The organism is Lysinibacillus sp. FSL M8-0134 (assembly GCF_038069745.1).
GTDB classification, from domain to species: Bacteria; Bacillota; Bacilli; order Bacillales_A; family Planococcaceae; genus Lysinibacillus; species Lysinibacillus irui.
In genome coordinates this window covers 3,349,224-3,370,022 of the sequence record NZ_JBBPAJ010000001.1, presented here as the reverse complement: position 1 = coordinate 3,370,022, position 20,799 = coordinate 3,349,224, and the positions used below count along the sequence as shown (strand labels likewise).

Below are 20,799 nucleotides of genomic sequence, written 5' to 3'. Positions count from 1 at the left end.
GTATAATAACTGTAGAGGTGAGGATATGAAGATTATTGATTTACATTGTGATGCGCTTTTAAAGTTAACTACTCTTGAATCGGCAAATTTTGCTGAGGATGGGCGTTTACATGCCAATCAAAAAAGATTGCAATTAGGGCAAGTAGAGGCTCAAGTGTTCGCCATTTTTATAGACCCGCAAATCCCACAAAATCTTCAATTTCTTGAGGTCATGCGTCAAATCGAAGCATTTCATACCCATGTATTACAAACAGAGGGCATGGTGCATATTACAGATTGGGCACAGTTAGACCATTTAGCTCCACATGAAATAGGAGCTATATTAAGTTTAGAGGGCTGTAGTGCAATTGGAGAAGATCTAGCAAAGCTGATAGCAGTACTCGATGCGGGCGTAAAATTAGTCGGCTTAACATGGAATGAAGAGAATGCTGTTGCACATGGAGCTGAGCAGGATGCAAGTCTTGGTTTGAAGCCATTTGGTAAAGAGGTCATACAATTACTAAATAAACGGGATATTATTATTGATGTCTCCCATTTAAATGAACAAAGCTTTTGGGATGTGTTGCCATTAGCGAAGCATATTATTGCAAGTCATAGTAATGCTCGTGCACTCTGTGACCACCCACGTAATTTAACAGATGCACAGGCAAAGGCACTTGTAGAACATGGGGGACATATCCATGTTGTTTATTTTCCACTCTTCATTAATCGAGATGCAACACTAGATCATCTAGTCGATCATGTGGAGCATTTAGCAAAGCTAGTTGGTGTAGAGCATATAGGGCTAGGCTCAGATTTTGATGGTATTGATCGGACTGTCAATGGCTTAGCACATGCAGGAGAAGCGCAAAATTTATTAGAGGCATTACGAGCACGTTTTTCAGACGCGGAAGTGCATGGTATTGCAAGTCAAAATTTCAGACGTTATGTAAAAAAAGCAGCAACCCGTTAAGGCTGCCGCATCTTTTAATAAAAGAAATAATGAATTAATAAACCGATTCCTAATAGGAAGCCGAAGAATGTATTGGTTTGCGCTGTATATTTCATCGCAGGCATCACTTCTTTGGCTTCTTTTTTGTCTCGGAAAATTTGAATGGCACGTAATGGTTTCGGAATGCTCAGGAAGATAATTAATGCCCAAAAAGTAATGCCATCAACTGCTACAAGGGCAATGACCCATAAATACGAGACGATAAAAAAGCCAGATAACACAGAAATGGCATTATCACGTCCTACTAAAATAGCTAAAGTTTTTCTTCCACCTTCTGTATCACCCACAATATCACGGATATTATTGGATAACATAATGGCTCCGACTAAAATCATACTTGGTACAGACAGCAACACAGCATCGAGTGTCACTGTAAGCGTTTGAATATAGAAGGCAATTAACACAATTCCCATGCCCATTACTGCTCCAGAGACAATCTCTCCAAATGGGGAATAGGCTATTGGGTATGGTCCTCCTGTATATAAGAAACCAATAAGCATACAAACAAGGCCTACAGCTGCTAACCACCAAGATGTTGAGGCACATATGTAAATGCCAAGAAGCATGGCAATAGCATAAAAGCTTAGTGCAATCATCATAATTGTTTTTGGCTGTACTCCATGACGGACGATGGTTCCGCCAATCCCAACAGAATGCTCGTTATCTAATCCTAATTTGTAATCGTAATATTCATTGAACATATTCGTTGCTGCTTGGATAAGCATACTTGCAATGAGCATAGCAAAAAATAGTCCAAAATCAATTGTTTCTTGTTCAATTGCTAGAGCAATTGCTGTTCCTAGGAATACTGGAACGAATGAAGCGGTTAAAGTATGTGGACGCGTTAAATGCCACCAAACTTTAAAACCCCTATCAGCTTCAATGACTTTGGTCATAAGGTCTTTCTCTCCTTCAAATGTTGTCGACTCTTTCTATTTTAAACGAAGATTGAGAAAATGGGTAGGTTCACAGCTTATTACATACTGTTAAATGAAAAAAAGTGATACAATAGAACATGCATTTATGAACTGAAAATAAAAATAGGGTATTAGCAACAGTAAGAATGACACTGTTGCCAACCAAAAAATGATGTGTTTGATTCATCATTTTAATTATGTACATTGCAACAACGGAGGTAATTTTCATGCAACAGAAGTGGTACCAAGCCACAGAAGTAGAAGTGGACTATTTGGGCCAAAGCCTTCATTTTTATATGGAAACAATTGAAGTAAGTCGCTTATCTCCACTTGCATTTTATGCGGCAGGTGAGGAGCGTTATAAAGGTGAACGATTTTATTGGCAAAATAGAGAAAAAACAATGACATTAGTAGGGCTGGGACATGCCCATACCATTCAAAACAATGCAAAAAATGAGCGTTTTGATGCTGTAGAAGCGGAGTGGAAGAACTTAACGAAAAACTGTCAAAAGGGACAAAGCGAGCTACAGCCCATTTTATTTGGTGGTTTTACATTTGATCCACAAAATAATGTCGATGGGGAATGGACGGATTTCCCAGAGGCTTATTTTGCACTAGCAACGTTTCAACTTGTAATCCGTGATGATAAAGCTTACGTAAGTATTCATCTTTTAACACAAGATCAGCAGGCGGAGAGTAAGCTAGAAGCTCTAAGGAAAGAGCGAGATCATTTAATTCACGCAGCGCAGGTTAAAGAAGTGAAAACGTATACAAAACCTGAAATTACAAGTTATTTTGAGCCATATAAGGAGCCCTATTTAGCCTCAATCGACCAAGTGACAGCATTAATTAAGCAGAAGAAGGCAGATAAGGTGGTTATTGCTCGCTCACTTGCCTTGCAATTTAAAGAATCTGTATCTGCACCTCAAGTGCTTTCTCAAATAATTCATGAGCAGCCAGAAAGCTATCTATTTGGTTTAGAGCATAAGGATCTATTATTTTTTGGAGCCTCGCCTGAACGCCTTGTTAAGGTAGAAGAAGGCCGTGCGTTTTCGTCTTGTGTTGCTGGCTCAATTAAACGAGGAAAAACAGCAGAAGAAGATGAAGCGTATGGACAAAGTTTACTAAATGACCCAAAAAACGGTGGAGAACATCAATATGTTGTGGATATGATTGCGGACACATTCCGCAAAAATTGTGTGAACATGACGGTACCTGACAAACCTCGCCTATTAAAAATACGAGACATCCAACATCTATATACACCTGTAGAAGGTCAGTTAAATGAGGATGCTACAATCTTACAGCTTACAAAATCTTTACATCCCACACCCGCTTTAGGGGGAGTACCACGTAAAGAAGCGTTGGCAGCCATCCGTAAATATGAGCCTATGAATCGTGGTTTGTATGCAGCACCAATTGGTTGGTTAGACGCAGAGGGTAATGGCGAATTTGCAGTCGCGATCCGCTCGGCTGCATTACTAGGCGATAAAGCTTATTTATATGCAGGCGGAGGGATTGTAGCAGATTCAGAACCACAATCTGAATATGAAGAAACATTAGTAAAATTCCGTCCAATGCTTCGCGCGCTAGGGGGACAATTACATGAGTGAACGGAAAATATTAACAGATTATGTTTATCAAATGGTCGCATCGCTAGTACAAGCGGGTGTAGAAAATGTGGTAGTCAGTCCAGGATCACGTTCAACACCACTTGCCTATGCTGTTGCTTCTACAAATCAAGTAAAAATGTATCGTCAAGTAGATGAGCGCTCGGCTGCATTCTTTGCGTTAGGTCTAGCGAAGGCCACAGCTAAGCCTGTTGTTCTATTATGTACATCAGGTACAGCTGCAGCAAACTATTTTCCTGCAATTGTGGAGGCAAGCTATGCACGTGTTCCACTGATTGTCATAACAGCTGACCGTCCTCATGAATTACGAGAGGTCGGCGCACCACAGGCCATCAATCAGCCTAATTTATATGGTTCCCATGTAAAATGGAGTGTTGATTTTCCGTTAGCAGATGGTGCTGATCCAACATTACCTTTTATTGAGCGTCATCTTGCCCGTGCTGTAGCTATTGCAACGAGTGCGCCTTTTGGTCCAGTACATATCAATGTACCTTTCCGAGAGCCTTTATTAATTGATTTTCGAAATGAACTACCAACAGCGACGTTCAAGCACAGCAGTATGGGACAACTAATCCCAACAACTGCCGATCAACAGGAGCTCTCCTCTATTTTACAATCGACGAAGAGAGGCTTTGTTATAATAGGTGAACTAGCTCTTGGCACGGATTTAGCCATCGTTTGGGAGTTTGTGCGTCAGCTAAAGTGGCCAGTAATTGTTGAGAGTTTATCGAATATGCGGGCATCCGTACCAGAGGATTGCTTACCATATATTGTGACTACCTACGATGCCATTATGAAAAGTGATGACTTCAAAGCACTGGTGCAACCAGATACAGTTATACGCTTAGGGGCACAGCCTGTCTCGAAGTTTATCATGCAATTCATCACAAAATCACAGCCAAATGCCTATGTGATTATTGATGAAGACCCAATGTTTAGAGATGCTACGGGCGTTTCCACGCATTTTATTCATGCCAATATCGATCAGTGGCTGACTCAACTAGCTATTACGAAAACTGCTATTGAGGAGACTTACCTAGCTGAATGGCAAAAAGCGAATCAGCTTGCTGCTATGCATATCGAGCAATATTCAGAAGTAGAAAAAGATGAGGGAGCCATGGTCAGTCGTTTACTGAAAATGATTCCTGGTGGTAGTGATATTTTCGTTAGCAGCAGTATGCCAGTGCGTGATATCGATACATTTTTACTAGCTACACCGAAGGATCTGCGTATTTTTGCAAATCGTGGTACAAATGGGATTGATGGCGTAGTGTCAACGGCAATGGGCTTCAGTCAAGGAAATGGCCGAGAAACCTTCTTACTAATTGGTGATTTAGCCTTTTTACATGATATCAATGGTCTCATTGCTTCAAGATATCAGCAATGTAACTTAACGATCCTTGTCATGAATAATGATGGTGGCGGTATTTTTTCTTATTTACCACAGTCAACAGTGGAAGCTCATTATGAGGACTTATTTGGCACACCAACAGCCCTTGAATTCCGTGATATTGCCAATATGTATGATATGGATTATATCCGTGTAGAAACGATTGCCGAGCTTTCCGAGAAATTTTCTACAAGCAAAAAACGTCCTTTACGTTTGATTGAAATATTTACTGATCGAACAGAGAATGTCACTGCCCATCGTGAGCTATGGAAACGTATTAATACGGAGTTAAAAGCATGACAAATTTAATGATTCGTGGTCTTGAAACGCATATTGAGATATGGAATCAAAATGGGATCCATACACTCGTTGCATTACATGGATTTACGGGAAGCACGGCTACATGGCACAATCTAGCACAGGCCCTACCCAATGTACGCGTCATTGCCATTGATTTAATTGGACATGGACAAACGGCTATTCCACAGCACTGTCAACGTTTCTCCATGGAGGAACAATTACAAGATTTAGAAGAAATATTTTGCCAGCTGCATCTAGAAAACTTTACACTGTTAGGATACTCAATGGGTGGTAGAATTGCTCTATCATATGCCCTGGCTTATCCAGATCGTATTCATCAGCTTATTTTAGAAAGCGCCTCTCCAGGCTTACGTACAGAAGAAGAGCGTAAGGAGCGTTGTGAGCTAGATGAAGCACTGGCACAAAAAATTCTAACAAATGGTTTGGAATCGTTTGTGAATGCATGGGAGAACATACCGCTTTTTAGTACACAGCATCGTCTACCTCAAAGTGTAAGACAGGTCATTCGAGCAGAAAGACTTTCACAGAAGAAAGAGGGACTAGCGGGCAGCTTGAGAGGTATTGGTACAGGAGCTCAACCTTCAAATTGGGATAGATTGGCGCAGTTAGCAGTCCCTGTATTGCTAATTACCGGTTCAATGGATGGGAAATTCTGTGAAATTGCACTAGAAATGAAAGCGCTATTAAATACTGTTAGCCATATGACGGTAAATGACGCTGGACATGCAATTCATGTGGAAAATCCCGCTGAGTTTGCTACAATAGTAGAGGAGTATTTAACGTAATCTAATATTACGTTAGCGCCTCGCTAGTAACGAGACGAATTTAATGATATAGGAGGCTATTCAATGACACGTCAATGGACTACATTACATACTTATGAAGACATAAAGTATGAGTTCTATAACGGAATCGCAAAAATTACGATTAACCGTCCAGAAGTGCGTAACGCATTCCGTCCTAAAACGGTTATGGAAATGATTGACGCATTTTCACGAGCACGCGATGACAAAAATATCGGTGTAATTATTTTAACAGGTGAAGGTGAACATGCTTTCTGCTCTGGCGGAGACCAAAAAGTTCGCGGTCATGGTGGCTATGTAGGAGAAGATGAAATTCCACGTCTAAACGTTCTTGATTTACAACGTTTAATCCGTGTAATTCCAAAACCTGTAGTAGCGATGGTAGCAGGCTATGCAATTGGTGGAGGTCACGTTTTACATGTTGTCTGTGACTTAACAATTGCTGCTGACAATGCTCGCTTTGGACAAACTGGACCAAAAGTAGGTTCATTCGATGCTGGTTATGGCTCAGGCTATCTTGCTCGTATTATTGGACATAAAAAGGCACGTGAAATTTGGTACCTTTGCCGTCAATACGATGCACAACAAGCACTTGATATGGGCTTAGTCAATACAGTTGTTCCTTATGAGCAATTAGAAGATGAAACAGTTCAATGGTGTGAAGAAATGCTACAAATGTCACCAACTGCACTACGCTTCTTAAAAGCAGCGATGAATGCAGATACAGACGGCTTAGCAGGTCTTCAACAAATGGCTGGAGACGCTACACTTCTTTACTACACAACAGATGAAGCAAAAGAAGGTCGCGACGCTTTCAAAGAAAAACGTCAACCAGATTTCGGTCAATTCCCAAGATTCCCTTGATTCTAAAGGGTTTAAGGCTCGTATCTTTAGAGATACGAGCTTTTTCTATGCCTGAAAGCAAGGGGTTACGATAGAAGAGGCGGATAGAATTAATAAAGTGGTGGATACAGCCCGTAAAGTGAAGGATAGAACTAGGAAAGTGAAGGATAGAGGAGCAGGACATTACAATAAAAGTAGCGAGTAGCATCCCTAAAATAACAGACATGCAAATAGACAAAATAGATGATTAAGCGTTAAGATGTAGGGGATTGGAGTGACGAAGATGTATCCAAATTGGATTTTACAGCGAGCATATTTAACACCGTTACGAAAGGCATTAGCTTATAAAAATCAAAGCTGGACTTTTCAGGAATTAAATGAATTATCTATAAAACGTGCTCGTCAACTAGTAGGGATCGGTATTCAGCAGGGTGATCGAATTGCAATTATGGGACCAACTAAGCCTGAACTGGTCATGATGATGTATGCCTGCATGCATTTACAATGTGAAATGGTGATGCTTAATCGTAGACTATCGCCGGAAGAGCTGGCCTATCAACTAGAAGATTCAGAGGCAGTGACAGTGTTAATCGCAGATGAAGATATAGAGAAGTTGCCTCCTGAAACAGCCCATTACTTATTTTCATCGATTGAAAATGGGGGGGAAGGCGAGTTAACTATTGAAAAGGAATGGCCATTAGATCAAACAACTACTATTATGTATACATCAGGTACAACGGGCTTTCCAAAGGGAGTTCGCCAAACAGTTGGGAACCATCAGGCAAGCGCAACAGCCTCTGTTTTAAATATTGGACTGCAGCCTCAAGATGTTTGGCTTTGTGCAGTTCCTTTATTTCATATTAGTGGGTTTTCCATATTAGTACGTTCACTTTTATATGGTAATCAGGTCTATTTATATGATCAATTTGATGCAGAAGCGATATCACAAAACATTATAGACGGAGAAGTAACCCATATGTCGGTTGTCGCGGTGACGTTGGAACGAATCCTACATACGTTAGAGCAGCGCAATATGAAAGCTTCACCTCATTTTAAGCTAATGTTAGCTGGAGGAGGGCCGGTGCCTGTCGATTATTTAGCGAGAGCACATTCTCTAAATTTAGCCGTTGCGCAAACCTATGGGATGACAGAGACATCTTCACAAACGGCTACTTTGGCGAGTGAAGACGCCATGCAAAAAATCGGTTCTGCTGGCAAGCCTTTATTTTTTAATCAAATAAAAATTGCAGATCCTAATGATAAAGGTGAGGGGGAAATTTGTATTCGAGGTCCTCATGTCACACCTGGCTATATTGGCCGTTTTGCACATAAAAATGCCACGATTGATGGCTGGCTACATACGGGAGATATCGGTTGTTTAGATGAAGATGGATACTTGTATGTGATTGATCGTAGGGCAGATTTAATTATTTCTGGGGGCGAGAATATTTATCCAGCAGAAATAGAAAATGTACTACTTACACATCCTGCGGTCAAAGAAGCGGGTGTATGTGGGGTAGATGATGAGCAATGGGGGCAGGTTCCCATTGCGTTCCTTGTGTTAAATGAGCCAGTGTCTGTTGAGCAACTACAGGCCTTTTGCTTACAAAAACTTGCTAAATATAAGATGCCTAAAGAAATTATATTTACAGACAGTCTACCGAGAAATGGAGCGGATAAATTGCTGAGAAGGAAATTATTACAATAAAAATAGATGAAAAGAAGTCTTCGTATGGAGGCTTCTTTTTTATTTTGTTTTTAAAAATGGAAACGGCTAATCCATCATGCAAAACATTTAAACTTTTAGCATGAAATTAAACATTCATTAACATAATAAAAAAAGAGAGGCATAAACTATTTAGTAAAGGAGAATGACTCATATGAGGAAATATATATATAATGTTGTCATTATATTATTTGTTCTACAAATGAGTCATGTGCAAGTATTTGCAAACTATCAAGAAGATAATGTAGCAACTGCTCATTCAATTGAAACTCTACAATCTCTCATTAATAAAGAAGTTATGCAGCTCTCTACAGAATTCTCAATACGCTATACTGGTGACATATCCGAGATAAAAGATGAACTAACAGAAATTACGAAAACTGCGATTCAAAACTCTTATATTTATACTAATATTTCTAGTTTTAAATGGAAATACGATGGTTATAACAATAATATTGTCATCGAATTTGCATTTACCTACCATATTTCACAAACAGAGGCAGCTTTTGTTGAGCAAACTTTATCAACCATTACTGCACCTATGCATGGATTAAGTGACATAGAAAAATTACAGGCTGCACATGATTTTATTGTTTTAACAGCAGAATATTCTAAGGAAACAGAAGGAAGTCAATATTCGCCCTACACTTTGCTTACAGAAAATAAGGGAGTTTGTCAGGCGTATGCGTTAGTGTTATATCGAATGCTGGAGATGTTAGGGTTTGAAGTGCAATATGTACCAGGCAAAGTGGGTGAACAGCTTCATGCTTGGGTGCTAGTGAAGCTTGATCATGAGTGGTATCATATTGATGTGACGTGGGATGATCCATTGCCAGATCGTAAGGGTGAAGTACGCTATCAATATTTTTTAGTGTCGGATCGCCAATTATCACAAGACCATACTTGGGACTACGCCCGTTTCCCGGCAGCAACTAGTGAAAAATATACAGATATACAAAAAGAAACGAAAAGACAGAGTTTGACAATGCCTTTACAACAAAGCTTTAATCAAAATGCAGGGATTTCAATAATTGCAGAGAATAGGCAAGCAGTAACACAATTACAGCCTACAATGCTTGTGACACAAAAACAAACAGAGGAAAACCCTGTTGTTCTGCACGATTTTAATGAATGGCCAAAGGTAGTAGTAGAGAGTGTAGTAAATCATTCAAAAGCAAAACGTAAAACGATGCTAAAATCAACAAGTAAGCTAACGTCTATCTATCGTACGGAAAAACGTATGCCACAAGAAAAATACGTCATAATAAAGGAGGTGTCCCATCTATTTTCGGGGCACCTCCTTACTCATTTATTGATCGTTCAAAGCTTTTTCTAATGTTTGAATATTTTTTTGCATCAATGTGAAATACGTTTCATTATTTTTTTCATCATCAGCTGTTAGCACGCTTAAATTATGCAGTACAAGAGATTCTGCGCCAACTTCTTTTTGAATAACCTCTGCTAATTTAGAAGATACGTTTTGTTCAAATAAAATATAGTGTATATGCAATTCATTTGCTTTATCTACAATCTTTGTTAATTCTTTTTGCGATGGCTCATTTTGTGAATTTAAGCCGGCAATCGGCACCTGTGTTAAGCCATATTGACCTGCAATATAGCCAAATGCAGCATGTGATACAAAGAATGTTTTGTTTTGTGCTTTGTCTGTCATCGCTTTAAAATTATTATCTAAATCTTGTAGCTCTTTTACTAAAGCTTCGTAATTTTTATTAAAAGTCGATTCCTGAGCAGGCATTTTTTCAACTAGTGTATTTTTAATAGCAAGTGCTAAATCTTGACTAATTGTAGGAGATAGCCAAACATGTGGATCGATGTCACCATGCTCATGCTCGTCATGTCCGTGCCCATCATGATCGTGCTCCTCCTCTGTAGCTGCGTGATCATGGTCGTCATGTCCGTCTGCTTCATGTTCTTCTTCGGTATGAACATGGCCTGTGCTTACAGCTAACTTTTCATCTGAAACATTATCAGCAGTTGCCACCATTGTGACATCTTCATTTGCTAATGTTTTTTTAGCATTTTCCACAAAGCCCTCTAGTCCTAAGCCAATATAGAAAAAGATATCGGCATCTGCTAAGTTCATCATATCTTTTTGTGTAGGCTCAAATGTATGTTCGTTTGCACCGGCTGGATAAATAGAAGAGACGTCAACATAATCGCCTCCAATACGTTGAGCAAAATAGCTTAAAGGATAGACAGTTGTATAGACTGTTAACGTATCCTTTTCCTCAGTCTTTTGGGAAGTCGTCGATTTGTCTCCGCATGCTGCAGTAAATACAGCAAGAACGGCAACGAGCAATACTAAATATAGTTTTTTCATATAAGAAAATCCCTTTCTTAAATAGTAATGATTACGATTTGTTTTTTAGAACAGTTCTTATAATAACCTACTCCTTAAAAAAGTACAAGAAAAAAATGCCCCTCGAAAGTTATTTCTTTTTCGAAGGCCATTTTTCAGGTACAGGATCAAAGCCACCAGGGTGGAACGGATGGCATTTGGATACGCGGGTAATAGTTAAGATAAAGCCCTTTATTGCCCCATGCTTTTGAAAAGCTTCTAGTCCATAAGAAGAGCATGTAGGATGGAAACGACAAGTAGGGGGCGTCATCGGTGAAATGAATTTTCGATAAAACTGAATGAGCCAAATAAAGGGGTATTTCATCGTTGTTCATCCTTTTGCTGAGACGTCATTTGTTCAGGCTTTGGATCAATTGTTTGAGTAAAAATATTATTTTTTTTCTTCATAATAATAATGACAGAAAGACCAAACATTAGCATCATCATGGCAATCATAATGATAATTGGTAAAGGTACACCCATTGCTTTCACTCCAAGTTTATATTATTAAAAAGGCTATGTTTATGGCTCTTCTTGATGATTTTGCTTCGGCCTTTCATCGATTGTATGTTTAAAGGCATAAGCACGGTTGACACTAATAATCGTCGCAATTGTAATAACAATAATAACTGCAATTATTAAGAGCGTAGTTAAACTCATAGTATTCACTCCGTTCTTTGTTCATCATACCTATTATAAATTATAGTACCGTTTTAATTGTGAAGGAAGTTTGACATTCAAGCGAATAAAACGACTCCTTTCTCTCCATACTATGGAAAAAGGAGTGAATCGTAAGATGGATCGTCAGCGCGTATATTTTTCACTTGCCAATAGAACGTATTATACAAATCCATATGCAGGGCCGTGGAACTTTGAACTGAACGTAGATCGTCAAGCATTAGATGTTTTTGAAAGAATCTTTCAGCAAATGCAGCTGTTAGAAATTTCAAATGCATGGCGTGCCCAGCTACCGTATATACAGTATCACTTAGATAGAGAAAATGATGAAATAGATAAGCGATTAATGAAAATTTATGCACTCGTTCATGAATATGGGGATGATGATACAAAGGCTTTCGTGGAACAGCTTCCTTATTTCAATAAGCGTGTTTAAATAAAAAGGAAAAGGTCACTGAATGGACAGTGACCTCTTTCAATCTTAACTAATGGCTTTTAATATGGTAAAAACCGCTTCTCTCGGCACAATGATAGGTATAGAAAGTTGATCTTTAATAGTATTTTTCATTGTTGAAGAATAGCCCATACAATCAAGAATAAGCAAATCGGCTCCCTTATCTTCTAATAGTCGTGCTTTTGCTAATAGATGTCGAGCATTGAAGTGGTAGGGGGAGCTTGCTGAAAACATTACATTGAACTGTGCTTTTTGCCATTTGTCAGCAACAGTATGTTGTTGTTCAGGCTCAGGACCTATTAAGCCAAGTGTTAATTCTGTATGTAACCCTTTTACTAAATTTGTCATCATACGATCAGGAAGTAATAGATTGTTAGAAGAAAGCTTATTCGTAAAGTCTCCAGTACACATAAGTAATACCCAAGTGAATTCGTGTAGCTTACTAATGCATTGCTGAATATAGGGCATAAGCTTTTGTTTACTTAACTTTACTTGCTCACCATTTGCTAGAAGTGTCACTAAAACATCTGTGTCTTTAATAGCTGGTGATAGCCTAGCAATTTCATCGGAAGAGAGTAAATCAAGTACACCGTATTCTTGAACATGGAGACCGGATTCTCTTAATTGCTGAATATCTTTAGCCATATCTTTGCGAGGGGCTTGACCAATTGTGACAACGGCAATGTTTGAATGTTTCAACGTGCTCACTCCGCTTCGTAATATTTTTTTCCATTTACATAAGTTTGTAAAACCTTTGCTTCTGTTTCAAAAATAGGGTGTGACCAAACAACAAAATCAGCATCCTTGCCTGCCTCCAGACTACCGATTCGGTGATCAAGCTGTACAAGCTTAGCAGCATTTATCGTAATACTTTTAATGGCTGTTTCTTCATCTAAACCATAGCGAATGGCTTCTGTTGCACAATATTTTAAATACTGAATCGGTATAAACGGATGATCCGTCATAATGGCAAAAGGTATATTATGCTCTTTAAAAATAGCTGCAATTGCTGGTGTAGAATGGCGTGTTTCATATTTAGATGGCGTTAGCATGTAGGGACCAAGTGTTGCATGAAAGCCACTCTTCTTAACTGCATCAACAATAAGATGACCTTCTGTACAATGTTCTAAGTGAAGCTTTACATTAAATTCTTTGGCGATTCGTATAGCTGTCATAATGTCATCTGCACGGTGGCAGTGAATGCGAAGGGGCATGTCACCCTGTAGCACCTCAATAAATGGGCGTAACTCTGTGTTGTGGTTGATTTGATCCGTTTGTTCTTGTTCATTCAAGCGACTCGCACGTTGGAAACCATCTCGTAAAAGCTGGGCAATAGCCATTCGCGTCATAGGCTTTCTTTTATATTGATTGCCAAAGACATTTTTAGGATTTTCACCTAATGCTCCTTTTAATCCACTTCGTTCTATAAGAACACGGGAGGCGAGGGTAGGTCCTGCTGTTTTAAGGATGCTCCAAATGCCTCCGATAACATTAGCACTGCCTGGCCCAGTTTGCACAGTTGTCACGCCACCTTCCAGCGCATGCTGAAAAGAAAAGTGCCGAATATCTACACTATCTAAAGCATGCATAAGTGGTGTAAAGGGCTCACTATATTCATTGGCATCATTAATATCTTCGGTTACTTCTGCCCATGTTCCGACATGAGCATGAATGTCAATTAATCCAGGAGTAACATATGCTCCTTGTAGATCAATTAATTCAGCATCGGGAGGAGTATCCTTCGCTGGACCAACATAAACAATTCGCCCATCCTCAATCCATAACTGTTCAAAAATATTATTTTGTTCATCGACTGTGAAAATTTTTGCATGGTGATAAATAATCATTCTGTCAACCCTTCTTCCCGTGCATAAACTTTTGTCCCTTTAATATAAGTAGCGACAACTTGGGCGTCTAAATTTAATGGATGCTTATCCCATATGACAAAATCAGCTAGAAGTCCATCACAAATAGCGCCTGTTTTATGGGCTATACCTAGAAAATTAGCAGCCCCTGTTGTTAATGCATACAGAACATCCTGGCGTGTCATTCCTTCTCTTACGGCTAGGCAACCTTCTAAAGTTAGGTGGGATGTACTACTAACAGGGTGATCCGTACAAAAAACAAATGGAATATGTTGATTGGACAGATGACGGTAAAGTTTTGGCGATAGTGCCATCATCTCATTATGCTCAATATAGCGAAATGTTGGTCCCGCAATGACCGTATTAAAGGATTCACCCTTAAGTAAAGGAACTTCAGTACCATGAATAATATGAAAATCGAAAATAGTGCCAAATTCTTGTTGAAGTCGTCCAACAAATTCAATATCTACTGCTTTATGGGCCCGAATAACAATTTTTTTAATCCGTGGCTCTTGCTGCTGAATTTGTTGCAATGTTTCCCTTACTATTTTGGCAATTCCCATACGAGTTAATGGCTTTTTCTTTTCAGCAAAAAATGTACTTTTTGCCTGATGGCCGATGGAGAAGGAATAAGCAACATCCTTTATCAGGACCATTTCATCGACCGTTGTAGGTGTATGATGGATGATGGCTGTTTTCGCACCGATTAAGCTTTTAGGGGAGGGAACAATGTGCGATGCTGTTACTCCATGAGAGACTGCCTTTTGGAATGCTGCATCAAATGGATAAATGCCATCAACTACAGAATATTGAAGATGGGAATCAAATTCATAACTATCATCGCCCTCCCAGCGAATCCCTATTTCAGCTAAACCAATTTGTGAACAACTGTCGATAAAGCCAGGTGTAATATAATAACCATCTAAATCTATTTCTGTTTCAGTTGTACGAGAAGATTGTTCGAAGTATTGCCCCTGTACTTGAAACGACTGTTTATCAAAGCTACGAGTCTCAGAGTTAAAAACAAGTCCATTTATATATCGAGTCATTCGATCAGATCTCTCCTTATGAAGAGAAAAGCGGAGACAAGATCTCCACTTTTCTAGTTTAATTATTTTGCGATTGATACGTTCGTACCGTTTGGATGCACAATTTGTACGGAATTATCGGCAGAGACCTCAAAGCCCTGTACTTTTTTACTCACACCTGCAACAGTTTGAGTGGCTTCTAATTCGATACGTGGTACATCTGCTAATATTAGTTTTAACGCTTCTTGGTATAATTTTGCTCTTTCTTCTTGAACAACTGTTTCTGATACCGCGCGTTCTAATAATTTATCTACTTCAGGATTACTATAGCCTTTACCATTACCTAAAGCTCCAATTTGATTTGTGTGATATAACTGATAAAGGAAGAAATAAGGATCTGGATACCAAGTCCAGCCCCCAATGTTCATTGGGGCATTTCCTTTTGCTACAGTATCACTGTAAGTACCCCATTCAAGCACTTTAATTTCTACATCAATGTTTAGGTTTTTCTTTAATTGACTTTGGAAAATTGTAGCGTAAGGAACACGTGCTTCTGACACAAAAATCTCTGTTTTGAAGCCATCAGGATAGCCAGCCTCTGCTAATAATTTTTTAGCTTCTTCAGGATTATATTTTGGTACTAAATCAATTAACGATTGATCATACCCCCATGAACCAGGTGGTAATGGTAAGTAAGAAACATCTCCACCACCCCATTGGTTAACCCCAGAAATAATTTCCTCAACATTCGTTGCCATATAAATAGCTTCACGAACACGTTTGTCAGCAGTAGGACCTACCTTATTGTTAAGATCAAGATAAACAATAGATAGACCAGGATTCGTTAAAAGTTCAAGATTGCTATCTTGCTTGATGATTTCACGATTTTGGCCTTTAACATCCATGGCAATATCAATATCACCAGAACGTAATGCATTCGTCATCATGTTTTGATCTGAGATAAACTTCATTGTTAAGTTATCGATATTCGGCTTATCACCCCAATAATTTTCGTGACGAACTAGTTTTACCTCTTGATCTTTTTTCCATTCTTTTAATTGGAATGGACCAGTACCAATGAAGTGTTCAGAGAAGTTATCGCCCCATCCTTCGACCTCTTCTTTTGGAATAATGATATTTCCTGCATCCGTTAGCATAGCAAGGAGTGCAGCATTCGGTGTCGCTAAGTGAATTTCTACTTCATAATCTGATAACACTTTAACTTCCGTCACACCACTTAAACGATTCATAGCGGATTCTTTGGCAGAGCGCTCTAATGAATATTTAACGTCTTCCGCTGTCATGTCACGTCCATCTTGGTATTGACCTTTTTGGAATTTCACACCTTCGCGTAATTTGAACGTATAAACTAACATATCATCAGAAACTTTCCATTCTGTTGCTAAAGATGGAATGATATCAGATAAATCTTTGTTATAAACAACTAAAGTATCACCCATTTGACGCATAACTTGCGATTCATAAACCCCCGTATATTTGATAGGGTCAAATGTTTTGGCATTGGCTGAAAGGCCAATATTTAATGTGCCACCTGCAGTGACTTCTCCATCCTTTTCATCTGCTGAATTACTTTTCTCTGTATTCCCACCACAAGCTGCTAAAACACCAATTACTAAAGTTAAAAAGAGTAGTAGTAAAGATTTTTTTACGTTGATTTTCTTCATATACGCTAGCCTCCTTAATTTATGTTTCACAATATGAACCGTTGATTCAAAAATGGTAGGTTCGACAATAAAATTAGCACACTTGTAAATAGAAAGTAAATACAAAATTAAAAAGATTCAGAAAAAATATATTTACAAACAATTATTATGTAGTGTAGTATTTGGTTATTCACAATATGAACCACTGATTCTAATAATGAAAAGGAGGTCTTGCATAAGATGGGCTCATTTATTTTAAAAAGGTTAGTGAACCTTATTCCAACACTGCTAGTAGTAGGGATTATCGTCTTTATTATTACGCGAATGATTCCAGGCGATCCAGCTGCAGTTATGCTTGGGCCACAAGCCAGTGTGGAAGATGTAGAAAATTTAAGAGAAGAGCTAGGTTTAAATAAATCAATGCCTTCACAATTTATTTCATATGTAGGAGACTTGGCGCAGTTAAATTTAGGATATTCCTATTCTTATAGTGAGTCTGTCATCGGGCTTATTATCGAAAGATTTCCTAACACAGTCATACTTGCATTAGCAGCTTTGTTAATAGCCGTCATCATCGGAATACCAGCAGGCATCCTAGCAGCTAGAAAGCAAAATACAATCATTGATTATATTGTCATGCTTGTGTCATTAGTCGGTGTATCTATGCCAATTTTTTGGTTGGGGATTATGCTTGTCTTATTTTTCAGTGTCAATCTTGGTTGGTTCCCTGCGACTGGGATGGGGAATATCAGTGATGGTCTTTGGACATATGTGAAGCATTTAATCTTGCCAGCATTTGCTTTAGCAACAATTCCAATGGCGACCTTCGCACGGATTACACGTTCTAGTATGCTAGAGGTTATTTCACAAGATTATATTAAAACAGCTCGATCTAAAGGGATCAAAGAATATTTAGTGATTGGGAAACATGCATTTAAAAATGCGCTAACACCTATTTTAACGGTACTAGGTATGCAAATTTCAAATTTACTTGGTGGGGCGGTTTTAACAGAAACTATTTTTAGTTGGCCTGGTATGGGGCGGTTGATTGTAGACGCTATTGATAAACGTGATTTTGTAGTCGTACAAGGAACTGTCATTTTCATTGCGTTTATCTTTGTGCTTATAAACTTAATCGTCGATGTGCTTTATAAAGTTGTAAATCCTAAGGTCAACTTAGAATCGGATGGGGGGAAAAAATAATAATGACTCAAGCAATCGTCAATGAAACGAGAAAAAGAAATACATTGTTGCGGAAGTTGCTAAAAAATAAATTAGCATCAATTGGCTTAATTATTGTAACGTTGATGGGCATTATTGCTATTTTTGCACCTCTGATTGCTACCCATCCACCGAATGAAATGCTTGTTGGTAAATCATTTTTACCTATGAATACCGAGGGACATTTACTAGGAACAGATAACTATGGTCGTGATTTGTTTAGTCGGTTAGTTTATGGTACTCGAATTTCAATGATTGTTGGCATTGCAGCAGTGTTATTTGGCGCTGTGTTTGGCACGTTATTAGGCTTAGTTGCAGGATATTTTGGTGGTCGTATTGATTCTATTATCATGCGCACAATGGATGGTCTTTTCGCATTTCCATTCATTTTACTAGCGATTACGTTAATGACGGTATTAGGACAAGGGCTTGTCAATGTTATTGTTGCCATTGGTATTGCTAATATCCCAGGGTTCGCAAGGCTTGTTCGTGGCCAAGTATTAAGCGTTAAAGAGGAAGAATTTATCGAAGTCACTCATTCTTTAGGCGCTACACATAGACGGGTAATTTTTAGTCATATACTACCGAATTGTTTAGCACCATTAATTGTTTACGGAACGATGAGTACAGCAGGCGCTATTATTTCAGAGGCAGCCCTTAGCTTTTTAGGTTTAGGGGTTCAACCACCAACCGCTTCCTGGGGCAGTATTTTAAAGGATGGTAAAGACTTTTTAGTATTAAACCCCCAAATGGCAACATTTTCAGGTATTTGTATTTTACTAACAGTTCTTGGTATTAACCTTTTAGGTGATGGATTGCGCGATGCATTAGATCCGAAAATGAAAGTCTAATGGAAGGGGGTGGAGTCATGACTGAACGTTTACTAGATGTAGAAAATTTAACAGTAGAATTTAAAAGTAGCGGCTCTACGATGAAAGCTGTCAATGGAGTTAATTTACAATTAAATAAGAAGGAAACATTAGGTATTGTGGGAGAGTCAGGGTCAGGAAAGAGTGTGACTGCTACTGCTCTTATGCGTTTAATTCCATCTCCGCCAGGAAAGATAACGAATGGAAAAATTCAATTCAATGGCCGTGATTTAATGGCTATTTCTGAGAAAGAAATGCGTAATGTACGGGGCAATGAAATGTCGATGATTTTCCAAGATCCAATTACAAGCTTGAATCCTGTACTAACCGTGGGCAATCAAATTATAGAGGTCATCCAAGCACATGAAAATATATCGAAAAAGGATGCTGCTTTCAAAGCTGTAGATATGTTGAAAATGGTAGGCATTCCTGAACCTGAAAAGCGTTTGAAAATGTATCCACATGAATTTTCAGGTGGAATGCGTCAACGTGTCATGATTGCTATTGCACTTGCTTGTAATCCAAAGCTACTCATTGCCGATGAACCAACTACTGCACTGGATGTAACCGTGCAGGCTCAAATTCTTGATTTGATGAAGAAATTACAGCAAGAACATGATACAGCCATCATTATGATTACGCATGATTTAGGTGTCGTTTGGGAGCTTTGTGACAAAGTAAATGTCATGTATGCAGGACGTACTGTGGAATCTACAACGACAAGACAACTCTATGAAAAACCGTTACATCCTTATACTTGGGGATTATTAGAATCTCAAATTACAATGGGCACACAAGGTCAACAAAGATTACCAGCCATTCCTGGTAGTCCACCAGATTTAACTATGTCACATAGCGGCTGCCATTTCTCAGCACGGTGTCCTTTAGCAACAGATCTTTGCCGTAGTACTGTTCCTGACTTAGTGGAAGTGCAGGATAATCATTTTGTGGCTTGTCATTTACAATCAAAAGAACAAATTGTCGCAAGGAAGGAGGGAATTTTTAATGCAACAGCACAATGAACTTGTTTTAAAGGTAAGTAATTTAAAAAAGCACTTTCCAATTAAAAGTTCAATTCCTTTTAAAAAATCGACTCAATTTGTGAAAGCAGTAGATGGCGTAAGTTTTGAGTTATATAAAGGAGAGACACTTGGGATTGTTGGCGAGTCGGGTTGTGGTAAATCAACGGTTGCCCGTTTAATCAACCAGCTGATTTCACCAACGGAGGGAGTCGTGGAGTTTAAGGGAACAGATTTAGCTAGTTTAAATACAAAGGATATCCGTTCTGCCCGAAAATCGATACAAATGGTTTTCCAAAATCCTTATGCATCACTGGATCCTCGTAAAACAATTGAATATCTCATTGCAGAGCCTTTAGTCATCCATGGTATGGGTGATGAAGCATCACGCAAAAAGCGTGTCATTGAATTACTTGAAACAGTGGGATTAAGTGCATACCATGCAAAACGTCATCCACATGAATTTTCGGGTGGTCAAAGACAACGCATTAATATTGCTCGTGCCCTTGCACTCAATCCAGATATTGTTGTATGTGATGAACCTGTTTCAGCGTTAGATGTTTCCGTCCAAGCACAGGTTATCAATCTATTAAAAGATTTACAGAGAGATTTCGGCTTAACCTATATATTTATCTCACATGATCTAAATGTCGTGAATTATATGTGTGATCGCATTGCAGTTATGTATTTAGGTAAAATTGTGGAAATTGGCACATACAAGGAAATTTATGAAAGCCCTCAACATCCATATACACAAGCCCTGTTATCAGCCATTCCTAAGGAAAATCCTTTCGATTCAAAGGAACGGATTATTTTATCGGGTGATGTTCCGAGTCCGGTAAATCCTCCGAGTGGCTGTGCATTCCACAAGCGTTGTCGCTTTGCTACAGAAAAATGTGCAGAGGTCCAACCTACACTTGATACAGTGACAGCGACACATCAAGTATCATGTCATTTATTCAAGTCAATACAGCAAGAAGTATCATCGATATAAATAAAATTTAGTTAATAGAAAAAGGA

General features: G+C 38.8%; 21 protein-coding genes. 12 read left to right on the top strand and 9 right to left on the bottom strand.

Going from position 1 to position 20,799, the window contains the following annotated elements:
* The first annotated feature begins 25 nt into the window (after positions 1-25).
* The gene (locus tag MKY49_RS17060) at positions 26-952 is read left to right on the top strand and encodes a dipeptidase (protein ID WP_341386715.1); all 927 of its coding nucleotides are present in this window, start codon (positions 26-28) and stop codon (positions 950-952) included.
* Between the two features lie 14 nt (positions 953-966).
* Here the strand turns inward: MKY49_RS17060 and MKY49_RS17055 are convergent, their stop codons facing one another.
* A complete protein-coding gene (locus MKY49_RS17055; protein WP_312506644.1) occupies positions 967-1,887 on the bottom strand; it encodes a 1,4-dihydroxy-2-naphthoate polyprenyltransferase in 921 nt (306 codons plus the stop codon).
* 248 nt (positions 1,888-2,135) lie between these two features.
* On the opposite strand from MKY49_RS17055, the gene MKY49_RS17050 reads away from it, so the two are divergent.
* The 6 genes from MKY49_RS17050 (at position 2,136) to MKY49_RS17025 (ending at position 9,958) form a co-directional block, all read left to right on the top strand.
* Complete coding sequence (locus MKY49_RS17050; protein WP_274794185.1) at positions 2,136-3,521, top strand: isochorismate synthase; 1,386 nt, start codon at positions 2,136-2,138, stop codon at positions 3,519-3,521.
* Positions 3,514-5,229, top strand: a complete 1,716-nt coding sequence (menD, locus tag MKY49_RS17045) for a 2-succinyl-5-enolpyruvyl-6-hydroxy-3-cyclohexene-1-carboxylic-acid synthase (RefSeq protein WP_341386714.1) — start codon at positions 3,514-3,516, stop codon at positions 5,227-5,229. The genes MKY49_RS17050 and menD overlap by 8 nt, the downstream gene beginning before the upstream one ends.
* Positions 5,226-6,035, top strand: a complete 810-nt coding sequence (menH, locus tag MKY49_RS17040; RefSeq protein WP_274794183.1) for a 2-succinyl-6-hydroxy-2,4-cyclohexadiene-1-carboxylate synthase — start codon at positions 5,226-5,228, stop codon at positions 6,033-6,035. The genes menD and menH overlap by 4 nt, the downstream gene beginning before the upstream one ends.
* Before the next feature lie 63 nt (positions 6,036-6,098).
* A complete protein-coding gene (gene menB, locus MKY49_RS17035; protein WP_274794182.1) occupies positions 6,099-6,917 on the top strand; it encodes a 1,4-dihydroxy-2-naphthoyl-CoA synthase in 819 nt (272 codons plus the stop codon).
* A gap of 262 nt (positions 6,918-7,179) precedes the next feature.
* Entirely contained in the window at positions 7,180-8,604 is a 1,425-nt protein-coding gene (locus MKY49_RS17030) for an o-succinylbenzoate--CoA ligase (protein ID WP_341386713.1), read from the top strand.
* A 172-nt stretch (positions 8,605-8,776) separates the two neighbouring features.
* Positions 8,777-9,958, top strand: coding sequence for a transglutaminase domain-containing protein (locus MKY49_RS17025; RefSeq protein WP_341386712.1), 1,182 nt, complete (start codon positions 8,777-8,779; stop codon positions 9,956-9,958).
* Here the strand turns inward: MKY49_RS17025 and MKY49_RS17020 are convergent.
* From MKY49_RS17020 to ytzI, 4 genes are all read right to left on the bottom strand, one after another.
* Complete coding sequence (locus MKY49_RS17020) at positions 9,932-10,963, bottom strand: metal ABC transporter solute-binding protein, Zn/Mn family (RefSeq protein WP_341386711.1); 1,032 nt, start codon at positions 10,961-10,963, stop codon at positions 9,932-9,934. The two genes, MKY49_RS17025 and MKY49_RS17020, sit on opposite strands and share 27 nt — an antisense overlap.
* A 109-nt stretch (positions 10,964-11,072) precedes the next feature.
* On the bottom strand, positions 11,073-11,306 hold the full coding sequence (yidD, locus tag MKY49_RS17015) for a membrane protein insertion efficiency factor YidD (RefSeq protein WP_274794178.1): 234 nt from the start codon (positions 11,304-11,306) through the stop codon (positions 11,073-11,075).
* Positions 11,303-11,464 carry a hypothetical protein gene (locus MKY49_RS17010; RefSeq protein WP_274794177.1) on the bottom strand — a complete coding sequence of 54 codons (162 nt, stop codon included), beginning with the start codon at positions 11,462-11,464 and terminating at the stop codon, positions 11,303-11,305. Before MKY49_RS17010 ends, yidD begins: the two co-directional genes overlap by 4 nt.
* A 39-nt stretch (positions 11,465-11,503) precedes the next feature.
* A complete protein-coding gene (ytzI, locus tag MKY49_RS17005; protein ID WP_341386710.1) occupies positions 11,504-11,641 on the bottom strand; it encodes a YtzI protein in 138 nt (45 codons plus the stop codon).
* 136 nt (positions 11,642-11,777) lie between these two features.
* Between ytzI and MKY49_RS17000 the strand changes: the two genes are divergently transcribed.
* Positions 11,778-12,095 (top strand): hypothetical protein, encoded by a 318-nt coding sequence (locus tag MKY49_RS17000; RefSeq protein ID WP_016992524.1) that lies wholly within the window; start codon positions 11,778-11,780, stop codon positions 12,093-12,095.
* Between the two features lie 45 nt (positions 12,096-12,140).
* Here the strand turns inward: MKY49_RS17000 and MKY49_RS16995 are convergent, their stop codons facing one another.
* The 4 genes from MKY49_RS16995 to MKY49_RS16980 all read right to left on the bottom strand — a co-directional run bounded on the left by MKY49_RS16995 (position 12,141) and on the right by MKY49_RS16980 (position 16,691).
* Positions 12,141-12,812, bottom strand: coding sequence for an AroM family protein (locus tag MKY49_RS16995; protein ID WP_274794175.1), 672 nt, complete (start codon positions 12,810-12,812; stop codon positions 12,141-12,143).
* A 5-nt stretch (positions 12,813-12,817) separates the two neighbouring features.
* Positions 12,818-13,960 (bottom strand): amidohydrolase, encoded by a 1,143-nt coding sequence (locus MKY49_RS16990; protein ID WP_341386709.1) that lies wholly within the window; start codon positions 13,958-13,960, stop codon positions 12,818-12,820.
* Positions 13,957-15,027, bottom strand: a complete 1,071-nt coding sequence (locus tag MKY49_RS16985) for an amidohydrolase family protein (protein ID WP_322606005.1) — start codon at positions 15,025-15,027, stop codon at positions 13,957-13,959. Before MKY49_RS16985 ends, MKY49_RS16990 begins: the two co-directional genes overlap by 4 nt.
* 62 nt (positions 15,028-15,089) lie before the next feature.
* Positions 15,090-16,691, bottom strand: a complete 1,602-nt coding sequence (locus MKY49_RS16980; protein WP_274794172.1) for an ABC transporter substrate-binding protein — start codon at positions 16,689-16,691, stop codon at positions 15,090-15,092.
* Between the two features lie 219 nt (positions 16,692-16,910).
* Here MKY49_RS16980 and MKY49_RS16975 point away from each other — a divergent pair, with 219 nt between their 5' ends.
* From MKY49_RS16975 to MKY49_RS16960, 4 genes are read left to right on the top strand one after another with little or no spacing between them, the layout of a single operon-like run.
* Positions 16,911-17,873: an ABC transporter permease gene (locus tag MKY49_RS16975; RefSeq protein WP_312506637.1), complete on the top strand. Its 963-nt coding sequence runs from the start codon at positions 16,911-16,913 to the stop codon at positions 17,871-17,873.
* 2 nt (positions 17,874-17,875) lie between these two features.
* Positions 17,876-18,742 (top strand): ABC transporter permease, encoded by an 867-nt coding sequence (locus MKY49_RS16970; protein ID WP_274794170.1) that lies wholly within the window; start codon positions 17,876-17,878, stop codon positions 18,740-18,742.
* 17 nt (positions 18,743-18,759) lie between these two features.
* The gene (locus tag MKY49_RS16965) at positions 18,760-19,782 is read left to right on the top strand and encodes an ABC transporter ATP-binding protein (RefSeq protein WP_341386708.1); all 1,023 of its coding nucleotides are present in this window, start codon (positions 18,760-18,762) and stop codon (positions 19,780-19,782) included.
* On the top strand, positions 19,766-20,773 hold the full coding sequence (locus MKY49_RS16960; RefSeq protein WP_341386707.1) for an ABC transporter ATP-binding protein: 1,008 nt from the start codon (positions 19,766-19,768) through the stop codon (positions 20,771-20,773). The genes MKY49_RS16965 and MKY49_RS16960 overlap by 17 nt, the downstream gene beginning before the upstream one ends.
* The last annotated feature ends 26 nt before the right edge of the window (positions 20,774-20,799 follow it).

Excerpts from the sequence above, each read along its gene's own strand:
- yidD (WP_274794178.1), bottom strand. The coding sequence starts at position 11,306 with ATGAAATACCCCTTTATTTGGCTCATTCAGTTTTATCGAAAATTCATT.
- MKY49_RS17010 (WP_274794177.1), bottom strand. The coding sequence starts at position 11,464 with ATGGGTGTACCTTTACCAATTATCATTATGATTGCCATGATGATGCTA.
- menD (WP_341386714.1), top strand. The coding sequence starts at position 3,514 with ATGAGTGAACGGAAAATATTAACAGATTATGTTTATCAAATGGTCGCA.
- MKY49_RS16975 (WP_312506637.1), top strand. The coding sequence starts at position 16,911 with ATGGGCTCATTTATTTTAAAAAGGTTAGTGAACCTTATTCCAACACTG.
- MKY49_RS16970 (WP_274794170.1), top strand. The coding sequence starts at position 17,876 with ATGACTCAAGCAATCGTCAATGAAACGAGAAAAAGAAATACATTGTTG.
- MKY49_RS17060 (WP_341386715.1), top strand. The coding sequence starts at position 26 with ATGAAGATTATTGATTTACATTGTGATGCGCTTTTAAAGTTAACTACT.
- ytzI (WP_341386710.1), bottom strand. The coding sequence starts at position 11,641 with ATGAGTTTAACTACGCTCTTAATAATTGCAGTTATTATTGTTATTACA.
- MKY49_RS16980 (WP_274794172.1), bottom strand. The coding sequence starts at position 16,691 with ATGAAGAAAATCAACGTAAAAAAATCTTTACTACTACTCTTTTTAACT.
- menB (WP_274794182.1), top strand. The coding sequence starts at position 6,099 with ATGACACGTCAATGGACTACATTACATACTTATGAAGACATAAAGTAT.
- MKY49_RS17030 (WP_341386713.1), top strand. The coding sequence starts at position 7,180 with ATGTATCCAAATTGGATTTTACAGCGAGCATATTTAACACCGTTACGA.
- MKY49_RS16990 (WP_341386709.1), bottom strand. The coding sequence starts at position 13,960 with ATGATTATTTATCACCATGCAAAAATTTTCACAGTCGATGAACAAAAT.
- menH (WP_274794183.1), top strand. The coding sequence starts at position 5,226 with ATGACAAATTTAATGATTCGTGGTCTTGAAACGCATATTGAGATATGG.
- MKY49_RS17000 (WP_016992524.1), top strand. The coding sequence starts at position 11,778 with ATGGATCGTCAGCGCGTATATTTTTCACTTGCCAATAGAACGTATTAT.
- MKY49_RS16965 (WP_341386708.1), top strand. The coding sequence starts at position 18,760 with ATGACTGAACGTTTACTAGATGTAGAAAATTTAACAGTAGAATTTAAA.
- MKY49_RS17055 (WP_312506644.1), bottom strand. The coding sequence starts at position 1,887 with ATGACCAAAGTCATTGAAGCTGATAGGGGTTTTAAAGTTTGGTGGCAT.
- MKY49_RS17025 (WP_341386712.1), top strand. The coding sequence starts at position 8,777 with ATGAGGAAATATATATATAATGTTGTCATTATATTATTTGTTCTACAA.
- MKY49_RS16960 (WP_341386707.1), top strand. The coding sequence starts at position 19,766 with ATGCAACAGCACAATGAACTTGTTTTAAAGGTAAGTAATTTAAAAAAG.
- MKY49_RS17050 (WP_274794185.1), top strand. The coding sequence starts at position 2,136 with ATGCAACAGAAGTGGTACCAAGCCACAGAAGTAGAAGTGGACTATTTG.
- MKY49_RS16985 (WP_322606005.1), bottom strand. The coding sequence starts at position 15,027 with ATGACTCGATATATAAATGGACTTGTTTTTAACTCTGAGACTCGTAGC.
- MKY49_RS17020 (WP_341386711.1), bottom strand. The coding sequence starts at position 10,963 with ATGAAAAAACTATATTTAGTATTGCTCGTTGCCGTTCTTGCTGTATTT.